General features: G+C 33.9%; 19 protein-coding genes. 15 read left to right on the forward strand and 4 right to left on the reverse strand.

The features are described from left to right. Window positions 1-31: 31 nt before the first annotated feature. Window positions 32-523 carry a hypothetical protein gene (locus J2Y38_RS16120; protein WP_309844450.1) on the forward strand — a complete coding sequence of 164 codons (492 nt, stop codon included), beginning with the start codon at window positions 32-34 and terminating at the stop codon, window positions 521-523. Window positions 524-652: 129 nt separating this feature from the next. Here the strand turns inward: J2Y38_RS16120 and J2Y38_RS16125 are convergent, their stop codons facing one another. Further along, window positions 653-1084 carry a TerB family tellurite resistance protein gene (locus J2Y38_RS16125; RefSeq protein WP_073485385.1) on the reverse strand — a complete coding sequence of 144 codons (432 nt, stop codon included), beginning with the start codon at window positions 1082-1084 and terminating at the stop codon, window positions 653-655. A 169-nt stretch (window positions 1085-1253) separates the two neighbouring features. Between J2Y38_RS16125 and J2Y38_RS16130 the strand changes: the two genes are divergently transcribed. The 5 genes from J2Y38_RS16130 (at window position 1254) to J2Y38_RS16150 (ending at window position 4654) form a co-directional block, all read left to right on the forward strand. Continuing rightward, entirely contained in the window at window positions 1254-1847 is a 594-nt protein-coding gene (locus tag J2Y38_RS16130) for a HupE/UreJ family protein (protein WP_309844453.1), read from the forward strand. 5 nt (window positions 1848-1852) lie between these two features. After that, window positions 1853-2284 (forward strand): dCMP deaminase family protein, encoded by a 432-nt coding sequence (locus tag J2Y38_RS16135; RefSeq protein ID WP_291152575.1) that lies wholly within the window; start codon window positions 1853-1855, stop codon window positions 2282-2284. Then, on the forward strand, window positions 2284-3861 hold the full coding sequence (locus J2Y38_RS16140; protein WP_309844455.1) for a S41 family peptidase: 1578 nt from the start codon (window positions 2284-2286) through the stop codon (window positions 3859-3861). Before J2Y38_RS16135 ends, J2Y38_RS16140 begins: the two co-directional genes overlap by 1 nt. 19 nt (window positions 3862-3880) lie before the next feature. Further along, window positions 3881-4246, forward strand: coding sequence for a nuclear transport factor 2 family protein (locus J2Y38_RS16145; RefSeq protein WP_309844457.1), 366 nt, complete (start codon window positions 3881-3883; stop codon window positions 4244-4246). Window positions 4247-4336: 90 nt separating this feature from the next. Continuing rightward, window positions 4337-4654 (forward strand): hypothetical protein, encoded by a 318-nt coding sequence (locus tag J2Y38_RS16150; RefSeq protein WP_309844459.1) that lies wholly within the window; start codon window positions 4337-4339, stop codon window positions 4652-4654. A gap of 105 nt (window positions 4655-4759) precedes the next feature. Here the strand turns inward: J2Y38_RS16150 and J2Y38_RS16155 are convergent, their stop codons facing one another. The 3 genes from J2Y38_RS16155 to J2Y38_RS16165 form a co-directional block, all read right to left on the reverse strand. Continuing rightward, window positions 4760-5365 carry an FAD-dependent oxidoreductase gene (locus J2Y38_RS16155; protein WP_309844462.1) on the reverse strand — a complete coding sequence of 202 codons (606 nt, stop codon included), beginning with the start codon at window positions 5363-5365 and terminating at the stop codon, window positions 4760-4762. A 3-nt stretch (window positions 5366-5368) separates the two neighbouring features. Next, a complete protein-coding gene (locus J2Y38_RS16160) occupies window positions 5369-5569 on the reverse strand; it encodes a hypothetical protein (protein ID WP_053472508.1) in 201 nt (66 codons plus the stop codon). A gap of 106 nt (window positions 5570-5675) precedes the next feature. Continuing rightward, a complete protein-coding gene (locus J2Y38_RS16165) occupies window positions 5676-6254 on the reverse strand; it encodes a MarC family protein (RefSeq protein ID WP_309844465.1) in 579 nt (192 codons plus the stop codon). 381 nt (window positions 6255-6635) lie between these two features. On the opposite strand from J2Y38_RS16165, the gene J2Y38_RS16170 reads away from it, so the two are divergent. The 9 genes from J2Y38_RS16170 to J2Y38_RS16210 all read left to right on the forward strand — a co-directional run bounded on the left by J2Y38_RS16170 (window position 6636) and on the right by J2Y38_RS16210 (window position 16361). After that, window positions 6636-7205 carry a DUF3109 family protein gene (locus tag J2Y38_RS16170; RefSeq protein WP_073485373.1) on the forward strand — a complete coding sequence of 190 codons (570 nt, stop codon included), beginning with the start codon at window positions 6636-6638 and terminating at the stop codon, window positions 7203-7205. A 336-nt stretch (window positions 7206-7541) separates the two neighbouring features. Further along, the gene (locus tag J2Y38_RS16175; protein WP_053472511.1) at window positions 7542-8519 is read left to right on the forward strand and encodes a ribonucleotide-diphosphate reductase subunit beta; all 978 of its coding nucleotides are present in this window, start codon (window positions 7542-7544) and stop codon (window positions 8517-8519) included. A 266-nt stretch (window positions 8520-8785) separates the two neighbouring features. Next, window positions 8786-11179 carry a ribonucleoside-diphosphate reductase subunit alpha gene (locus J2Y38_RS16180; protein WP_309844469.1) on the forward strand — a complete coding sequence of 798 codons (2394 nt, stop codon included), beginning with the start codon at window positions 8786-8788 and terminating at the stop codon, window positions 11177-11179. Window positions 11180-11284: 105 nt separating this feature from the next. After that, complete coding sequence (locus J2Y38_RS16185) at window positions 11285-11509, forward strand: hypothetical protein (RefSeq protein WP_309844471.1); 225 nt, start codon at window positions 11285-11287, stop codon at window positions 11507-11509. Window positions 11510-11516: 7 nt separating this feature from the next. Beyond that, window positions 11517-11792 (forward strand): hypothetical protein, encoded by a 276-nt coding sequence (locus tag J2Y38_RS16190; protein WP_309844473.1) that lies wholly within the window; start codon window positions 11517-11519, stop codon window positions 11790-11792. A gap of 408 nt (window positions 11793-12200) precedes the next feature. Then, window positions 12201-13040 (forward strand): prephenate dehydratase, encoded by an 840-nt coding sequence (locus tag J2Y38_RS16195; protein WP_309844475.1) that lies wholly within the window; start codon window positions 12201-12203, stop codon window positions 13038-13040. Window positions 13041-13123: 83 nt separating this feature from the next. After that, entirely contained in the window at window positions 13124-14269 is a 1146-nt protein-coding gene (locus J2Y38_RS16200) for an aminotransferase class I/II-fold pyridoxal phosphate-dependent enzyme (RefSeq protein ID WP_309844477.1), read from the forward strand. A gap of 136 nt (window positions 14270-14405) precedes the next feature. Continuing rightward, entirely contained in the window at window positions 14406-15266 is an 861-nt protein-coding gene (locus tag J2Y38_RS16205) for a prephenate dehydrogenase (RefSeq protein WP_309844480.1), read from the forward strand. Between the two features lie 12 nt (window positions 15267-15278). Further along, complete coding sequence (locus J2Y38_RS16210) at window positions 15279-16361, forward strand: bifunctional 3-deoxy-7-phosphoheptulonate synthase/chorismate mutase type II (RefSeq protein ID WP_099709674.1); 1083 nt, start codon at window positions 15279-15281, stop codon at window positions 16359-16361. The last annotated feature ends 13 nt before the right edge of the window (window positions 16362-16374 follow it).

Here is a 16374-nt window from a genome sequence, read left to right on the forward strand (position 1 = left end):
CTTTTACATATATTTGATTAAAATTATTTACATGAAAAATATTACTTTAATTCTTTTTTTAATATTAGGTTTAGCAACAGGATGTTCATCTGATGAAGATGACAAAGCGGGAGTGAATTCTTCAATTGTTATTGATGGAATTAACTTTAAACCAAATAAAGCGACTTATTCATATGAGGAAGCAAGTTTTGAAACTCAGAAAAGAGTTCGGTTTGTAATTAACAACGAAGGAAAACAAGAATACTTATATATTGATATTTCTTTCCCCGCATCTCAGAAAAATTTGACTGGTGAATATTCATTTGGGCCTGGAACGGCTGATGAATTATTGGTAATGGCTGAGTTTTATGCTCCAGAAAAACGATATTACATTGTGGGATATTCTCTTAAAATAACCGACAAAGGCGATTCTAATTTTGACTTTGAATTTGTTTCTCCAGAAGCTTACGATGGAATAAAAAATGTGAAAGTGCCTTTTAAAGGCGAACTACACGGAAAAATCGTAATGGAACAAACTAAATAAAATTGACAATCAATTGAAAATAAAAACAAAACCCGGCAGATTTTTAAAATCTGTCGGGTTTATAATTTGATATAAGTATGAAGTTTCAGCACAAACTGTAAACTGTGACTGAAAACTACAAACTAAATACTATTTATGCATGTGCTGCATTTCGTATACAAAAGTATCAGCATCTACTTTTTTATCAACTAAAGACAATGCTTTTGCAATAATATAATTTACGTTACTTGGTGTGAAACCTAAAGCAATTCCTAATTTTCTTAGCATTACTTCTTGTTGATCTTCTAAATGGTGATCCACGTGTACCATCCTCGTTAAATCGTATAAACGCTCTAAACGTTGTACGTGTAAATAAGGAGGGTTGATTGGATATTTTAAAGGATCGTTTAAAATTTCTTCGTATTCTGACTCTGAAATTTCTAAACGCGAAGCTAATTTATCCAAGAAACTTTTTTCTTCAGGGTGAACTATTCCGTCTGCTAATGCTACACGAACAATAGCTGAAAAATGACCTTTGTTTCTTTGTTTGAATTCGCTATCGAATAAATCTGAAAATGACATAATTATAAAGTTTTTTATCACGCAAAGATAAATCTTATTTTAATTTAACAATTTTAAATTTCTCATAAATTTAACTTATTTTTACTTGTTGTTTTAAGAATCCGCATCGTAAATTCTTCAAAATAAATCGTAAGTTTACAACCCCTAATCATTTAATAGTATTACCCATATGTCGCAATTTTGGATTTATTTTCAAATAGGATTAAAGCATGTATTAGATATCAACGCTTACGATCACGTTCTTTTTTTAATCGCATTAACTGTTCCGTATTCATTTAAAGACTGGAAACGTATATTGCTTTTGGTTTCCGTTTTCACAATCGGTCATACCTTAGCTTTAATACTTTCTGTTTTCGGAATAATTGCCATAAAAGTAAATATCGTTGAATTTTTAATCCCTATTACGATTTTGATCACGGCATTGTACCATCTTTTTACTGCAGGAAAAGCAACTAAAAATGACGGCGTAAATGTGATATTTTTTGTGACTTTGTTCTTTGGAATTATACACGGACTTGGATTCTCAAACTATTTTAAAACAATTTTAGGAGGATCGGCAAGTTCAAAATTATTGCCTTTAGGAGAATTTGCTTTAGGAATTGAAGCCGCACAGCTGGTAGTTGTATTTGTAGTTTTGGTAATCTCCTATATTGTACAAACAGTATTTCGTTTTTCAAAACGCGATTGGGCACTGGTAATGTCAGCTTTTATTATTGGAGTTGTAATTCCGATGATTATTGAAAGTCCAATTTGGAACAGATAAAATAAATGGAAGTAAAAAAATTAAATAAATACGATAAAGCTTATTTGCGAATCGCTAAAGAATGGAGTTTATTATCCTACTGCAAGCGTAAACAAGTTGGAGCGATTATCGTAAAAGACAGAATGATAATTTCTGACGGTTATAACGGAACGCCATCGGGATTTGAAAATTGCTGCGAAGATGAAGAAGGATTAACACGCTGGGACGTTTTGCACGCCGAGGCAAATGCAATCCTAAAAGTAGCCAGATCAACGCAGTCCTGCGAAGGTGCAACCTTGTATATTACACTTTCGCCTTGCAAAGAATGCAGTAAATTAATACACCAATCCGGGATAAAAAGAGTGGTGTACCAAGATGGATACCGCGATGATTCGGGAATTCAGTTTTTAATAAAAGCAGGTGTCGAAGTCGAACATATTCCTGTTTTAGAAGAATAATGAAATTTAATCCAAAATATCTGCCAATGATTATCGGGGCGACACTTGCCCTCGGAATCGTAATCGGAAGTTTAACAAACTCTTCCGCAGATGATCAGCTTTTGGCCAAAAATTACTCCAAAACCAAGCTGAATAAACTGATTGATTTTATCAATACTGAATATGTTGACAGTGTTAACACAGATTCGATTGTAAACCTTACAGTCGATAATATACTTTCAAAATTAGATCCGCATTCTGTTTATATTCCGCCAAGCGAACAAGCAGAAGTTGCCGAAAGCATGAAAGGCGATTTCGTTGGAATCGGAATCAATTTCTATATGTACAAAGATTCTGTTGCGATTATAAAACCAGTCGAAAACGGACCTTCTGCGAAAGCAGGATTAAAATCGGGCGATAGGATTTTATATGCTGGGAAAACTAAATTGTATGGCAGAAGACTACCTTCGGATAGTTTATTCTCAAAATTAAAAGGAATTAAAGGTTCTGAAATCGAATTGACCGTTTTTAGAAAATCGGAACAAAAGAAACTCAAGTTTAAAATTAAAAGAGATGTTATTCCGATAAAAAGTGTCGATGCCTCTTTATTAATTGGAAATAATACAGGTTACATCAAAATCAATCGTTTTGCCGAAACCACTTTTAACGAATTCAAAACCGGTTTAACACGTTTAAAACAAAAAGGAATTCAGTCGCTTGTAATTGACCTTCGCGATAATGGCGGCGGTTATATGGAAGAGGCGATTGCAATTGCCGATGAATTTTTAAAAGACAAACAGTTAATTGTTTTTACCAAAAATAAAAACGGAACGACTGAAAAAACATACGCCACAAAAGCCGGAAGTTTTGAAACCGGAAAAGTATATGTTTTAATTAATGAGAACAGCGCTTCTGCAAGTGAAATTCTGGCCGGAGCAATTCAGGACAGTGACCGCGGAACCATTGTTGGGCGTCGTTCTTTCGGGAAAGGTTTAGTACAGCGCGAGATGGATTTTAACGATGGATCTGCCGTTCGTTTGACCGTTGCGAGATATTATACGCCAACCGGAAGATCCATTCAAAAACCGTATAAAAAAGGAAACGAAGAATATTTTAAAGAATCTGAATCAAGAATAAATTCTGGCGAATTGTACGCAAAAGACAGTATAAAAGTGGCCGATTCTTTAAAATTTAAAACACCAAAAGGTAAAATCGTTTATGGCGGCGGCGGAATCGTTCCGGATGTTTTTGTTCCGATGGAAGCAGAGCACGGAAACGAAAATGTGGCCTATTTGCTTCAAACGGGAATTGTTGGTCATTTTGTTTTTGAAGAATTAGATAAAAACCGAAATGCTTTTGCGGGAGTTAAATTCAATGAGTTTTTAGAGAAAATGAAAAGCTCTGATACTTATTTCAAAAAGTTTAAAAACTATATTTTACTGACAGGTTTAGATCTTAAATTAGACAAAACCAAAGCATTGGTAAACCGACATATTACGGCCGAATTTGCCCGCCAGTTATATGGCGAAATGTATTATTATGATGTTATTTTAAAAGATGATGCCATGATAAAGACAATTTTGAATCCGAAGAAATAATCCTTAAAATTCTAATTTGATGGAAAAAGATCTAATTGTAAATGCCGAAATTGAACTTTTAACCGCAATTAAAAACGCCGATGTTTCTGTTTTAGAACAAATTCTTCACGACGATTTGCTTTTTAATTTACCAACCGGAGAAACCATCACAAAAGAGTTTGATTTAAATTCTTATCGTTCGGGTAAAATGAAAGTTGATTCTCTTGAAGCTTCAGATCAAATTATAAATATTATAGGTGATACTGCTGTAGTTGCCGTTTCTATTTCATTAAAAGGAACTTACGACAATAATCCTATTAACGGCGTTTTGAAATACATAAGAGTCTGGAAACAATTTGAAGGCAATTTGAAAGTTATTGCCGGAAGCTGCGTTCAGCTGGCATAAATTTTGTTTCAAATTTAATAGTAACATAAAACAAAACTTAGCGAACCCTGCGTAAATCTTAGCGTACTTCGCGGTTAAAAATTTCAAAACATGAAAAATCTAAAAAGAATAAGTTTCCTTATCGTTTTAATGACTTTTGCAATCTCTTGTACAACTATGAAAAATGATAAAAATAGTGCAGTTTCAGGAAAAGTAGAATCGATAGAATCCGGAAAAGACGGTTACACGGCAAAAATCAATACAGACACAAAAGAAGTATATTTTGCAACCATCAGCATTGTAAACGTTGGCGGTCCGCAAAATTACAAACAACTCAAAATTGGAGATGTAGTGTCACTAAAAGGAGAAATCTGGAAAACCGACGACGAAAACCATATCAAAGTAACACAGATTGTTTCGGTGAAATAAAGCCAACAACAAACAAAAAAATAAACCATATAAGTTATATAAGTTCATATTATACTTTGCGTATAGAATTAAATGAACTTATATAACTTATATGGTTTAAAAATTTTATCGAATGCTGTCGTGAGAGTGAGTCTGCGTTCCGTTATTCCATAAAGTTAGAATATCTGTGGCAACAGCAGCGCCGCTTCCTGCAGCAATCGCCAATTGGCTTCTCCATCCGGCTAAAGTTCCAATAACATAAATGCCGTCAGTAACTTTATGATCTTCGTTTTTAAGCTGAATGCGCTGTTTTTCCGGAAGTGCCTTTTTATGCGGCTCAATATATTGTGTCAAACCTTCGATATCAAATGTATTGGCAGAACCAATTCCCACAACGATACTTTTTGTTTGATAAGAGTTTTTGTTGGTAATAACAGTAAAGGAAGGAAAAGAACCTTCTACTTTAATTACTTTTTCATTTGCAATCTGTTCGATATGCGGATAAGATGCTGCTAAATCCTGCGTACTTTCTTCCAGTAATTCAGAACCTAATTTGCCTGGCGTAATGCCATAAGCATTGTAGAAAATAGCCTCTTGTAAAGAAGAGTTTTTCTGATGCGTAAAAATTCCGATTTTTTTCTCGGTAGCAAAAGCTTTGTTTTTAGCAGATCCCAAAACTAAGGCACAAGACATGCCCGATACGCCCCCGCCGATAATTAAAACGTCAAACATATATTATCGACCGTTTGTTTTTTCTTCAATTCTTTTTGAAATTCTAAAAATCAAAAGAATCAACACGGCGCAAAATGAAGCTGCGATTCCAATAAAAGCTACCATACTGTCTCCTTGAAAAGGATTTGTAAAGTCTAATAGCGTAATATTAAACACAATTAAAGCTAATGCTAAAAGCACTAAGATTGAAGTGAAGATTTTCATATTGGTTGTTTTGTTTGTATAAAAATATCAAAGTAAAACTCTAATAAAAAATGACTTAAAGTTGTATTTTATAAATTTAATGGGGGTAAAAGTATAAAAATAAATCTTAGACAAACAAACCTTTAACATTAGCAGCGAATAATTTAACAGCAATTGCTAAAAGTATCACTCCAAATGTCTTGCGGACCACGCCAAGTCCGTTTTCTCCTAGTAAATTTTCGATTTTTTTAGAAGATTTCAAAACAACATAAACCAATATAATATTTAGTAAAATCGCAATGATTATATTAATAGTATGAAATTGAGATCGAAGAGAAAGTAAAGTAGTCATAGTTCCCGCTCCGGCGATTAACGGAAAAGCCAATGGCACAATAGAAGCAGAACCCGGCTCTTCGTCACGATAAATACGGATTCCTAAAATCATCTCTAAAGCAAGAAAAAATAATACAAAAGAACCAGCAACGGCAAATGAATGCACATCAATACCAATTAAGTTCAATAATCCTTCTCCAACAAAAAGAAAAACAATCATAATAGCTCCAGCAACAATCGAAGCTTTTTCAGATTCAATGTGTCCCACTTTTGCTCTTAAGTTCACGATAATTGGAATTGAACCTACAATATCAATTACGGCAAAAAGTACCATGCTTACTGTAATGATTTCTTTAAAGTCTATATCTAACATATCGCTTTGATTTTAAGGGTTTAAAAAACTGCTGCAAAAGTAGTTAATAAAGTTAGGTGTTTTTTCGGTATAATTCATTTTTGTTATAAAAACATGGTTTTGTGGTTAAAAAAATGATATTTATAACAATTGATGATTTAGATTGCTAATTCAAAGGCAGCTCAAATGATTTTTTTTGGATCGTATAAAAAATTTTCACGCAGATTTGGCAGATTTGAGCAGATTTTTAATTTTTTGCTGATGGTTAAGATTTACTTTATTTTTAAATAAATCTTTATTATCTGCTTAAATCTGCCAAATCTGCGTGAAAAAAAAGAATAAAAATATATCTGTTTTCTTTGACTATCTTTGCACTTTATAAATTTAGCGTATTTTATTATCATGTTTCAGTTAGGGAAAACTATTGTTTCAGAGGACATTCTGGAAAAAGAATTTGTGTGCAACTTGTCAGCTTGTAAAGGGGCTTGTTGTGTGGATGGAGATGCAGGCGCGCCTTTGAGTGAAGCAGAAACTAAAATCTTAGAAGAAATTTATCCAAAAGTGAAACCTTTTTTACGAAAAGAAGGAATTGCTGCAATCGAAGCACAGGGAACCTGGGTAAAAGGAACCGACGGCGATCTTGAAACGCCGCTTATCGATAATAAAGATTGTGCTTATGTTATTTTTGATGGAAAAACCGCGCTTTGCGGAATCGAGCAAGCTTATAATGAAGGAATCGTAGATTGGAAAAAACCGGTTTCCTGCCATTTATATCCAATTCGTGTAAAAGACTTCACAGAATTTGCAGCGGTTAATTATGACAAATGGGATATTTGCGATGATGCCTGCTCTTTAGGAAAAGAATTAGAAGTTCCGGTTTATAAATTTGTGAAAGAAGCCTTGATTCGCCGTTTTGGCGAAGACTGGTATTTAGAACTTGAAAAGGTAGCTCAGGAACTTAAAAATTCTTAAAAATTAAAGTGTAAAAAATACCTTTTTGCGAAGGCTTATTTTGACTCAAAAAAATAAAGTTTTGACTCAAAAAAACTTTTTAAAACAATTTAAAATTTCTTGCTTTTTATATTAAAAAGTCTATATTCTACGGGGCTTCAACGTGTAATTGGTGTGTTTAATGCGTTCATTTACAGTAAATTAATTATTGTATGAAAAATGTTTCAAATTTTAACCTTTGTTAAAAACTACATCAAATTGTGAATAAGTTTGACTTTCATTTTTAGCTATAATTGCCAATCTTTGTAGTCTACTGAATTAGTAAAGTTTCAGTATAAAAATTTAACAAAATTTGTCATGTCACAAGTAGAACCAATCTTACAAGAAAATAAAAATCGTTTCGTTATTTTTCCTATCAAACATCATGATATTTGGGAATGGTATAAAAAAATGGAAGCTAGTTTTTGGACTGCTGAAGAAATCGATTTGCACCAGGACTTGACAGATTGGAATAATAAACTTAATGACGACGAAAGATATTTCATTAAACACATTTTAGCATTCTTTGCTGCTTCTGACGGAATCGTAAATGAAAACCTTGCTGAGAACTTTGTAAATGAAGTTCAATATGCTGAGGCAAAATTTTTCTACGGTTTTCAAATCATGATGGAGAATATTCATAGTGAGACCTATTCACTATTAATAGATACTTATGTGAAAGATGAAGCAGAAAAAGCAGAGTTGTTTAATGCTTTAGAAGTTTTCCCGGCAATTGCTAAAAAAGCAGAATGGGCTTTAAAATGGATCGAGTCTGATTCATTTGCTGAAAGACTTATTGCTTTTGCCGCTGTTGAAGGAATCTTTTTCTCAGGTGCTTTCTGTTCAATTTATTGGTTGAAAAAACGTGGTTTAATGCCAGGTTTAACTTTTTCTAATGAATTGATTTCTCGTGACGAAGGCGTACATTGTGATTTTGCAGTTCACTTGCATAATCACCATTTGGTAAACAAAGTGCCAAAAGACAGAATCAAAGAAATTATTGTTGATGCACTGGATATCGAAAGACAGTTTGTAACAGAATCTCTTCCGGTAAGTTTAATTGGAATGAATGCAGGTTTAATGACACAGTACCTGGAGTTCGTCGCAGATAGACTTTTGGTTGAATTAGGTTGCGAGCGTGTATACGGATCAGCGAATCCGTTTGATTTCATGGACATGATTTCTCTTCAGGGAAAAACTAATTTCTTTGAAAAACGTGTTGCCGAGTATCAAAAATCTGGTGTGATGAACACAGACAGCGATGCTCAAAAAATTTCATTTGACGCAGATTTTTAGAACAACAGCATTTTTTTAATTCGGGACAATTTTATCTAAAGCCCGGATTAATTTTTACAGAACATTTTAGGTTAAATCTCTATCACCCAAATCGGAGATTTAATAGCAATTTTAACGGCTTTTCGGTTTGATATTCAAATTGGGAAAGGACAACTATTGAGAATCCTGTAATTCTCAAAAAATAATTTAAAAACACGCAATGTTTAAGGACTGGAATTCGTTTTCTAGTTACTTTCATTTATTCAATAACTTTAAATAGTAAGCTTATGTATGTAGTAAAAAGAGATGGACACAGAGAGCCTGTAATGTTTGACAAGATTACAGAAAGAATCAAAAAATTGTGTTACGGCCTGAATGAGCTTGTAGATCCTGTTAAGGTAGCAATGAGAGTTATCGAAGGATTGTATGATGGAGTTTCTACTTCTGAATTGGATAATCTTGCGGCAGAAACTGCGGCATCTATGACGATTGCTCATCCAGATTATGCACAATTAGCAGCTCGTGTGGCGATTTCGAATTTACATTCAAATACAAAAAAATCTTTCTCAGAAACGATGAAAGATATGTACCACTACGTAAATCCAAGAAATGGTCAGGATGCACCATTAATTGCTGATGACGTATTTAAAGTGATTCAGGAAAATGCTGCTTTTTTAGATTCTCATATCATTTATACAAGAGATTTTAATTACGACTATTTTGGTTTCAAAACCTTAGAGCGCTCTTATCTTCTTAAAATAAACGGGAAAATCGTAGAAAGACCACAACATATGTTGATGCGTGTTTCTGTTGGTATTCACTTAGACGATTTAAAATCAGTAATTGAAACTTACGATTTAATGTCTAAAAAGTTCTTCACGCACGCAACGCCAACGTTGTTCAATGCAGGAACTCCAAAACCTCAAATGTCTTCTTGTTTCCTTTTGGCAATGCAGGATGATAGTATTGATGGTATTTATGATACATTAAAACAAACAGCAAAAATCTCGCAGTCAGCGGGAGGAATCGGACTTTCTATTCATAACGTTCGTGCAACAGGATCTTATATTCGCGGTACAAACGGAACTTCAAACGGAATTGTTCCGATGTTGAGAGTTTTCAACGATACGGCTCGTTACGTAGATCAAGGTGGTGGAAAACGTAAAGGAAGTTTTGCGATTTACATCGAAACATGGCATGCTGATATTTTTGATTTCTTAGATTTAAAGAAAAATACAGGAAAAGAAGAAATGCGTGCAAGAGATTTATTCTTCGCCATGTGGACTTCAGATTTATTCATGAAACGTGTTCAGGAAGATTCAACCTGGACTTTAATGTGTCCAAACGAATGTCCGGGATTATATGATGTTTACGGAGATGAATTCGAAGCATTGTATACTGATTATGAATTTAGAGGAAAAGGAAGAAAAACAATCCGTGCTCGTGAATTATGGGAGAAAATCCTTGAATCACAAATCGAAACCGGAACACCATATATGTTGTACAAAGATGCAGCAAACCGTAAATCGAACCACAAGAATTTAGGAACAATTCGTTCTTCTAACTTGTGTACAGAGATTATGGAGTTTACTTCTAAAGATGAAATTGCAGTTTGTAACTTAGCTTCTATTTCGTTGCCAATGTTTATTGAAAACGGAAAATTCGATCACGAAGCACTTTACAATGTTACAAAACGTGTAACCCGTAACTTGAACAAAGTAATCGACAGAAACTATTACCCAGTTAAAGAAGCAGAAAACTCTAACATGCGTCACCGTCCGGTTGGTTTAGGTGTGCAAGGTTTAGCTGATGCATTCATTATGTTACGTATGCCGTTTACAAGCGATGAAGCTAAAAAATTAAACCAAGAGATTTTCGAAACATTATACTTTGCTGCTGTAACCGCTTCTATGGAAATGGCAAAAGAGGAAGGACCATATTCTACATTTGAAGGTTCACCAATGTCACAAGGAGAATTCCAACACAATATGTGGGGAATGAAAGATGAAGAACTATCAGGACGTTGGGACTGGGCTTCATTAAGAAAAGAAGTGGTAGAACACGGAGTTCGTAACTCATTGTTAGTGGCGCCAATGCCAACTGCGTCGACTTCACAAATTCTTGGAAACAACGAAGCTTTCGAACCATATACATCAAACATTTACACACGTCGTGTATTGTCTGGAGAGTTCATCGTAGTAAACAAACACTTACTAGAAGATTTAGTAAAATTAGGTTTGTGGAACGAAACGTTGAAACAAGAAATTATGCGTCATAACGGATCTGTTCAAAATATTGACATTATCCCACAAGATTTAAAAGAACTATACAAAACAGTTTGGGAAATGTCGATGAAAGATATTATCGATATGTCTCGTCAAAGAGGATATTTTATTGACCAGTCTCAATCGTTGAACTTGTTCATGCAGGATGCAAACTATTCTAAACTAACGTCAATGCACTTTTACGCTTGGCAGTCAGGTTTAAAAACAGGAATGTATTACTTAAGAACAAAAGCGGCTGTAGATGCGATTAAATTCACATTAAACAACGATAAAAAAGAAGAAACAGCTCCAACATTAGTTGCAGAAACTGAAGCAATCAGCGTTGAGGATTATAAAGCAATGCTTTTAAAAGCACAAGCCGCAGATCCTGAAGATTGTGAAATGTGTGGGTCTTAATTCTTTTTTAGAAGAAAAAAATTAGAAGAAAGAGAAAAAGTTTATTCTTTAGTTAATAGAAAGCAGTTATTGTAATGATAACTGCTTTTTTAATATAAATATTTTATGGCAAAAGTAATAATGGAAAGTTGGAGATATGGATTGCAGATGATATCTCTGACTAAATTACAACATGAAAAGCTTGGTTTGTCTTTACTTGAATCTAAAACAAATGCTGATATGCTTTTAGAAGATCAGATAATAATTTTAGAAATTGAAGATGAAAATATAGCTCGAGAGTTTCTTAATGAAGCAGATAGATTTGGTGTAAACTGTAAAATGATACAATAGTATAGAAATGGATTTAAATGAATTTGTTGTTGGAAATAAAAACGAATATTATAATCTTGCAAATGAGTACTTCAATAATATAATTGTTGAGGATTATGAACATGAGAAATTCAATGCAGTTATTTCAAAGTCTATTTCGATATTAATCGACCATGATTTTATTTTAACTCCTTGTGTTGAAATTAGATTGAATCTTCTTCAAGATCAAAAAGAAGTCGGTTCCTATTTTTTATATGTAAATAAAGATAAGGAATTTATAGATGAATTTTTAATAATTTATTGATTACTCAACAGGATTTTATCTCTCTTAAAAATCATTAGTAAATAAAACATCTGAGAACCTTAGTAACTCAGAATCTTAGCATCTTAGAAAAAACTCAATTGTAAATATCTCATTTTAAGCCCATATTTTTATATTATCATACAAATCAGCCTAAATTTGTTAAGAAATCCCTTTTTGTTTCATAAAATGCAATATTTTTTTTGGTGCGGTAAAAATAATTTATACATTCGCAGAGAATTTACAAAATAACACAAACAAAATGTCAAGTAACCGTTTTTATTTTAGCAACAGTTTTTATTTCTTCTTTAGTAGAAGTCAGGATTGTGCTATGGTTATTTGAGAAATATTTCTAAGACAAATAAAACTAATATACAATCCTGATGCAAATCAGGATTTTTTTTTGAATATATGACAACGAAAATTGCAATACAAGGTATTAAAGGATCTTTTCATCATCAGGTTGTGAAGGAGTATTTCTCTGAAAATGTAGATATTGATGAATGTTTGTCTTTTGAAGAATTGATCGACAGCCTTATTGCCGGAAAATCTGATCAGGCGGTTATGGCGATCGAAAATTCAATTGCAGGACCAATTATTCCGAATTATGCTTTGATTGACAAGAATAATTTACACATTATTGGAGAACATTATTTAAACATTCAGCAGAATTTAATGGCTTTAAAAGGTCAGAAAATTGAAGATATAAAAGAAGTTCATTCACACCCAATGGCACTTTTGCAATGCATGGATTTCCTGAAACAATATCCAAACATCAAATTGGTTGAAGATAAAGATACCGCTGAAACGGCAAGAAGAATTCAGGAAAAACAATTAACCGGAATTGCAGCGATTGCAAGTGAAACAGCATCTGAAATGTACGATCTGGATATTATTGCGCCGTCGATTCAAACGATAAAAAATAATATGACGCGTTTCGTAATCATCAAAAAGCAAAATTCATTTTTGCCGGAAAACGAAATCAATAGAGCATCTGTAAAATTTGAATTAGATCACAAAAGAGGAAGTTTAGCAGCGGTTTTAAATGTAATGAGTGACTGCAAACTGAATTTGACAAAAATTCAGTCGCTTCCAAAAATCGAAACACCTTGGAAATATTCATTCTTTGTAGACGTGACATTTGAGAAATATGAAGATTTTGCAAAAGCCAAAGCGTTATTAAACATCATGGCAGAATATTTCAAAGTATTAGGAGAATATAAAAATACAAAACCTTTGACTGAGTCATAAAGTTGGAAAGTCGAAAGTCTTAAAGTCAAAAAAGAAAAAGCATATAGCCTAAAGCTTAAAGCATATAGCAAAAATTAAAAACAATGATTACAACAGCAAAAAGATTAGATACAGTTGAAGAATACTACTTCTCATCAAAATTGAGAGAAGTTCGTCAACTGATGTCTGAAGGAAAATCGATCATCAATATGGGAATTGGAAGCCCTGATTTGAGTCCGTCAAAAGCAGTAATTGAAGCAGTCGCTGCCGCAATTCAAGACGAAAACGGACATGGTTATCAAAGCTATCAGGGATTACCGGAAATGAGACAGGCGATGGCAGATTTTTATAAAGATCAGTTTGGTGTTGAAGTGAATCCAAATAATGAGATTTTACCTCTTATGGGTTCAAAAGAAGGAATTATGCACATTTCGTTAGCATTTTTAAATGAAGGCGATCACGTTTTAATTCCAAATCCGGGTTATCCAACTTATACTTCGGTAACCAATTTGGTTCAGGCAGTTCCGGTTTATTATGATTTGAAAGAAGAAAATGGCTGGGAACCGGATTTTGAAGCTCTTGAAAAATTAGATCTTTCGAAAGTTAAAATTATGTGGCTGGGATATCCGCACATGCCAACAGGAGCGAGAGGAAGTTTAGCGTTATTTGAAAAATTGGTTGCTTTTGCTAAAAAACACAACATATTATTGATCAACGACAATCCGTATAGTTTTGTTTTGAATGATAACCCAATGAGTTTATTGCAGGTTGAAGGAGCAAAAGATGTGGCTTTAGAATTGAATTCATTAAGTAAAACTTTCAACATGGCAGGCTGGAGAGTCGGGATGGTTTTAGGAAATCCTGAAATTATCGATGCAGTCCTCAAAGTAAAAAGCAACATGGACAGCGGAATGTTCTACGGAATCCAAAAAGGTGCAATTGCAGCTTTAAAATGTGATAAATCCTGGTTCGAAGACCAAAACAAAATTTACAGACGCCGTAGAGAATTAACTGAAAAGTTAGCAGAAAAGTTAGGCTGCGAAGTTTATAAAGAAGGAGTTGGCCTTTTTGTCTGGGCAAAACTTCCGGAAGGAATAGCATCAGCAGAGAAGTTCATTGACGAAATATTATACGAGAAAGATATTTTCATTACACCGGGAACAATCTTTGGAAGCAATGGTGAAGGTTATATCAGATTCTCATTGTGTGTAAAAGAAGAAAAAGTACAAGAAGCGATTGACCGATTTTGAAAATTTTAGATATCAGATTTTAGATTTTAGATTGTCAGGCTGAGCGAAGTCGAAGCCCACGTTCCAATTGGAAAGCCCTTCGACTTCGCTCAGGGTGACAAATAAAAAATCAAGATTTGGAAATTAAAGAAATAGTATGAAAGTATACGTAATAGGAATAGGATTAATAGGCGGTTCTATGGTGCTGGACATCAAAGATCAACATCCTGATTCGACCATTTTTGGAATCGACAGCAACGAAAAGCATTTGCAGGAAGCCATTGACTTAGGAGTTATCGACGAAGCAGGAAGTTTTGAAGATTTGGCTGAAGCCGATTTTGTAATCGTTTCGGTTCCGGTCGATGTGGCGCTGACGGTTTTGCCAAAAGTTCTGGATTCAGTTGGAGATAAAACAATTGTTTTTGAAGTAGGATCAACTAAAAAGCCAATTTGCGAAGCAGTAGCAAGTCATCCAAAAAGAAGAAATTTTATTGCCACACATCCAATAGCAGGAACGGAGTTTTCAGGACCTTCGGCGGCAATAAAAGGTTTGTTTAAAGGAAAAACAAATATTATTTGCGAAGTGGAAAAAACCACTTTTAAATTGCAGGAAAAGGCGTTGAAGCTTTTCAGCGAAATCGGAATGAGGATTCGATATATGGACCCGATTTCACACGACAAACACATCGCTTACGTTTCGCATTTGTCGCACATTAGTTCGTTTATGCTGGGTAAAACGGTAATGAATAAGGAAAAAGACGAACAGGATATTTTTGATATGGCGGGAAGTGGATTTGAAAGTACGGTTCGTTTAGCAAAAAGTTCGCCCGCAATGTGGACACCAATTTTTAAACAGAATAAAGAACACGTTCTGGAAACATTAGAAGAATACATTTCAAATCTCAGTCGGTTTAGAGATTTGTTGAAAGATGAAAATTACAATGCCATTTTTGAAGAAATGGAAAGCACAAATAAAATAAAAGAGATATTAAACGGATTAACAACAACTAAGAAATAAATTAAAATTAAGATGGAAAATAAGAAAGAAATGAGAAAGTGGTTAGAAGATTTCAATTTAAATCACCCACTTGTGATAGCTGGACCATGTAGTGCAGAAACGGAAGATCAAGTATTGAAAATTGCTCACGAATTGAAAGATTCAAAAGTTAGTGTATTCAGAGCAGGAATCTGGAAACCAAGAACACGTCCAGGAGGATTTGAAGGTGTTGGAGAAATTGGATTAAAATGGTTACAAAAAGCTAAAAAAGAAACTGGTTTATTAATGGGAACTGAAGTTGCAACTGCGGCTCACTGTAAACTAGCTTTAGAACATGATATTGACGTTTTATGGGTTGGTGCTCGTACAACTGCAAACCCTTTCGCGGTTCAGGAAATTGCTGATACTTTGAAAGGAACTGATAAAATTGTTTTGGTTAAAAACCCTGTAAACCCGGATTTAGCTTTATGGTTAGGTGGTGTTGAGCGTTTACACATGGCTGGAATCGAGAAATTAGGAGTTATTCACAGAGGTTTCTCTACTTACGAAAAAACAAAATACAGAAACATTCCAGAATGGCAGATTGCTATCGAATTACAAAATAAATTCCCTGATTTACCATTAATCATCGATCCATCTCACATTACAGGAGATCGTAAAATGATTTTTGAAGTAACGCAAGAGGCTTTAGATTTGAACTACGATGGTATGATTATCGAAACGCACTACGATCCGGACAACGCTTGGTCTGATGCTGCGCAGCAAGTTACTCCAGATGCTTTGAAACAAATCATTAAAGATTTGACTATCAGAAAAACGGATGATACTACAGATGAGTACAGCCAAAAAATGACAAAACTAAGAGCTAATATCGACGTTCTTGATGCTAACTTATTAGAATTGTTAGGAAAACGTATGAAAGTTGCTGACGAAATTGGTCAGGTGAAAAAAGATGCAAACGTAGCGATTCTTCAAAACAATCGTTGGAACGAAATCTTAGGAAAAATGATTTTAGAAGGTGAGAAAAAAGGTCTTACTGAAGAATTTGTTTTAAGAATGTTCAAAGCAATTCACCAGGAAAGTATTGGTCACCAAGAGAAGATTTTCAACGCATAATTTTTTCTAAAAC

The sequence above is a fragment of the Flavobacterium sp. 2755 genome, from assembly GCF_031455715.1.
In the GTDB taxonomy this organism is placed as follows: domain Bacteria; phylum Bacteroidota; class Bacteroidia; order Flavobacteriales; family Flavobacteriaceae; genus Flavobacterium.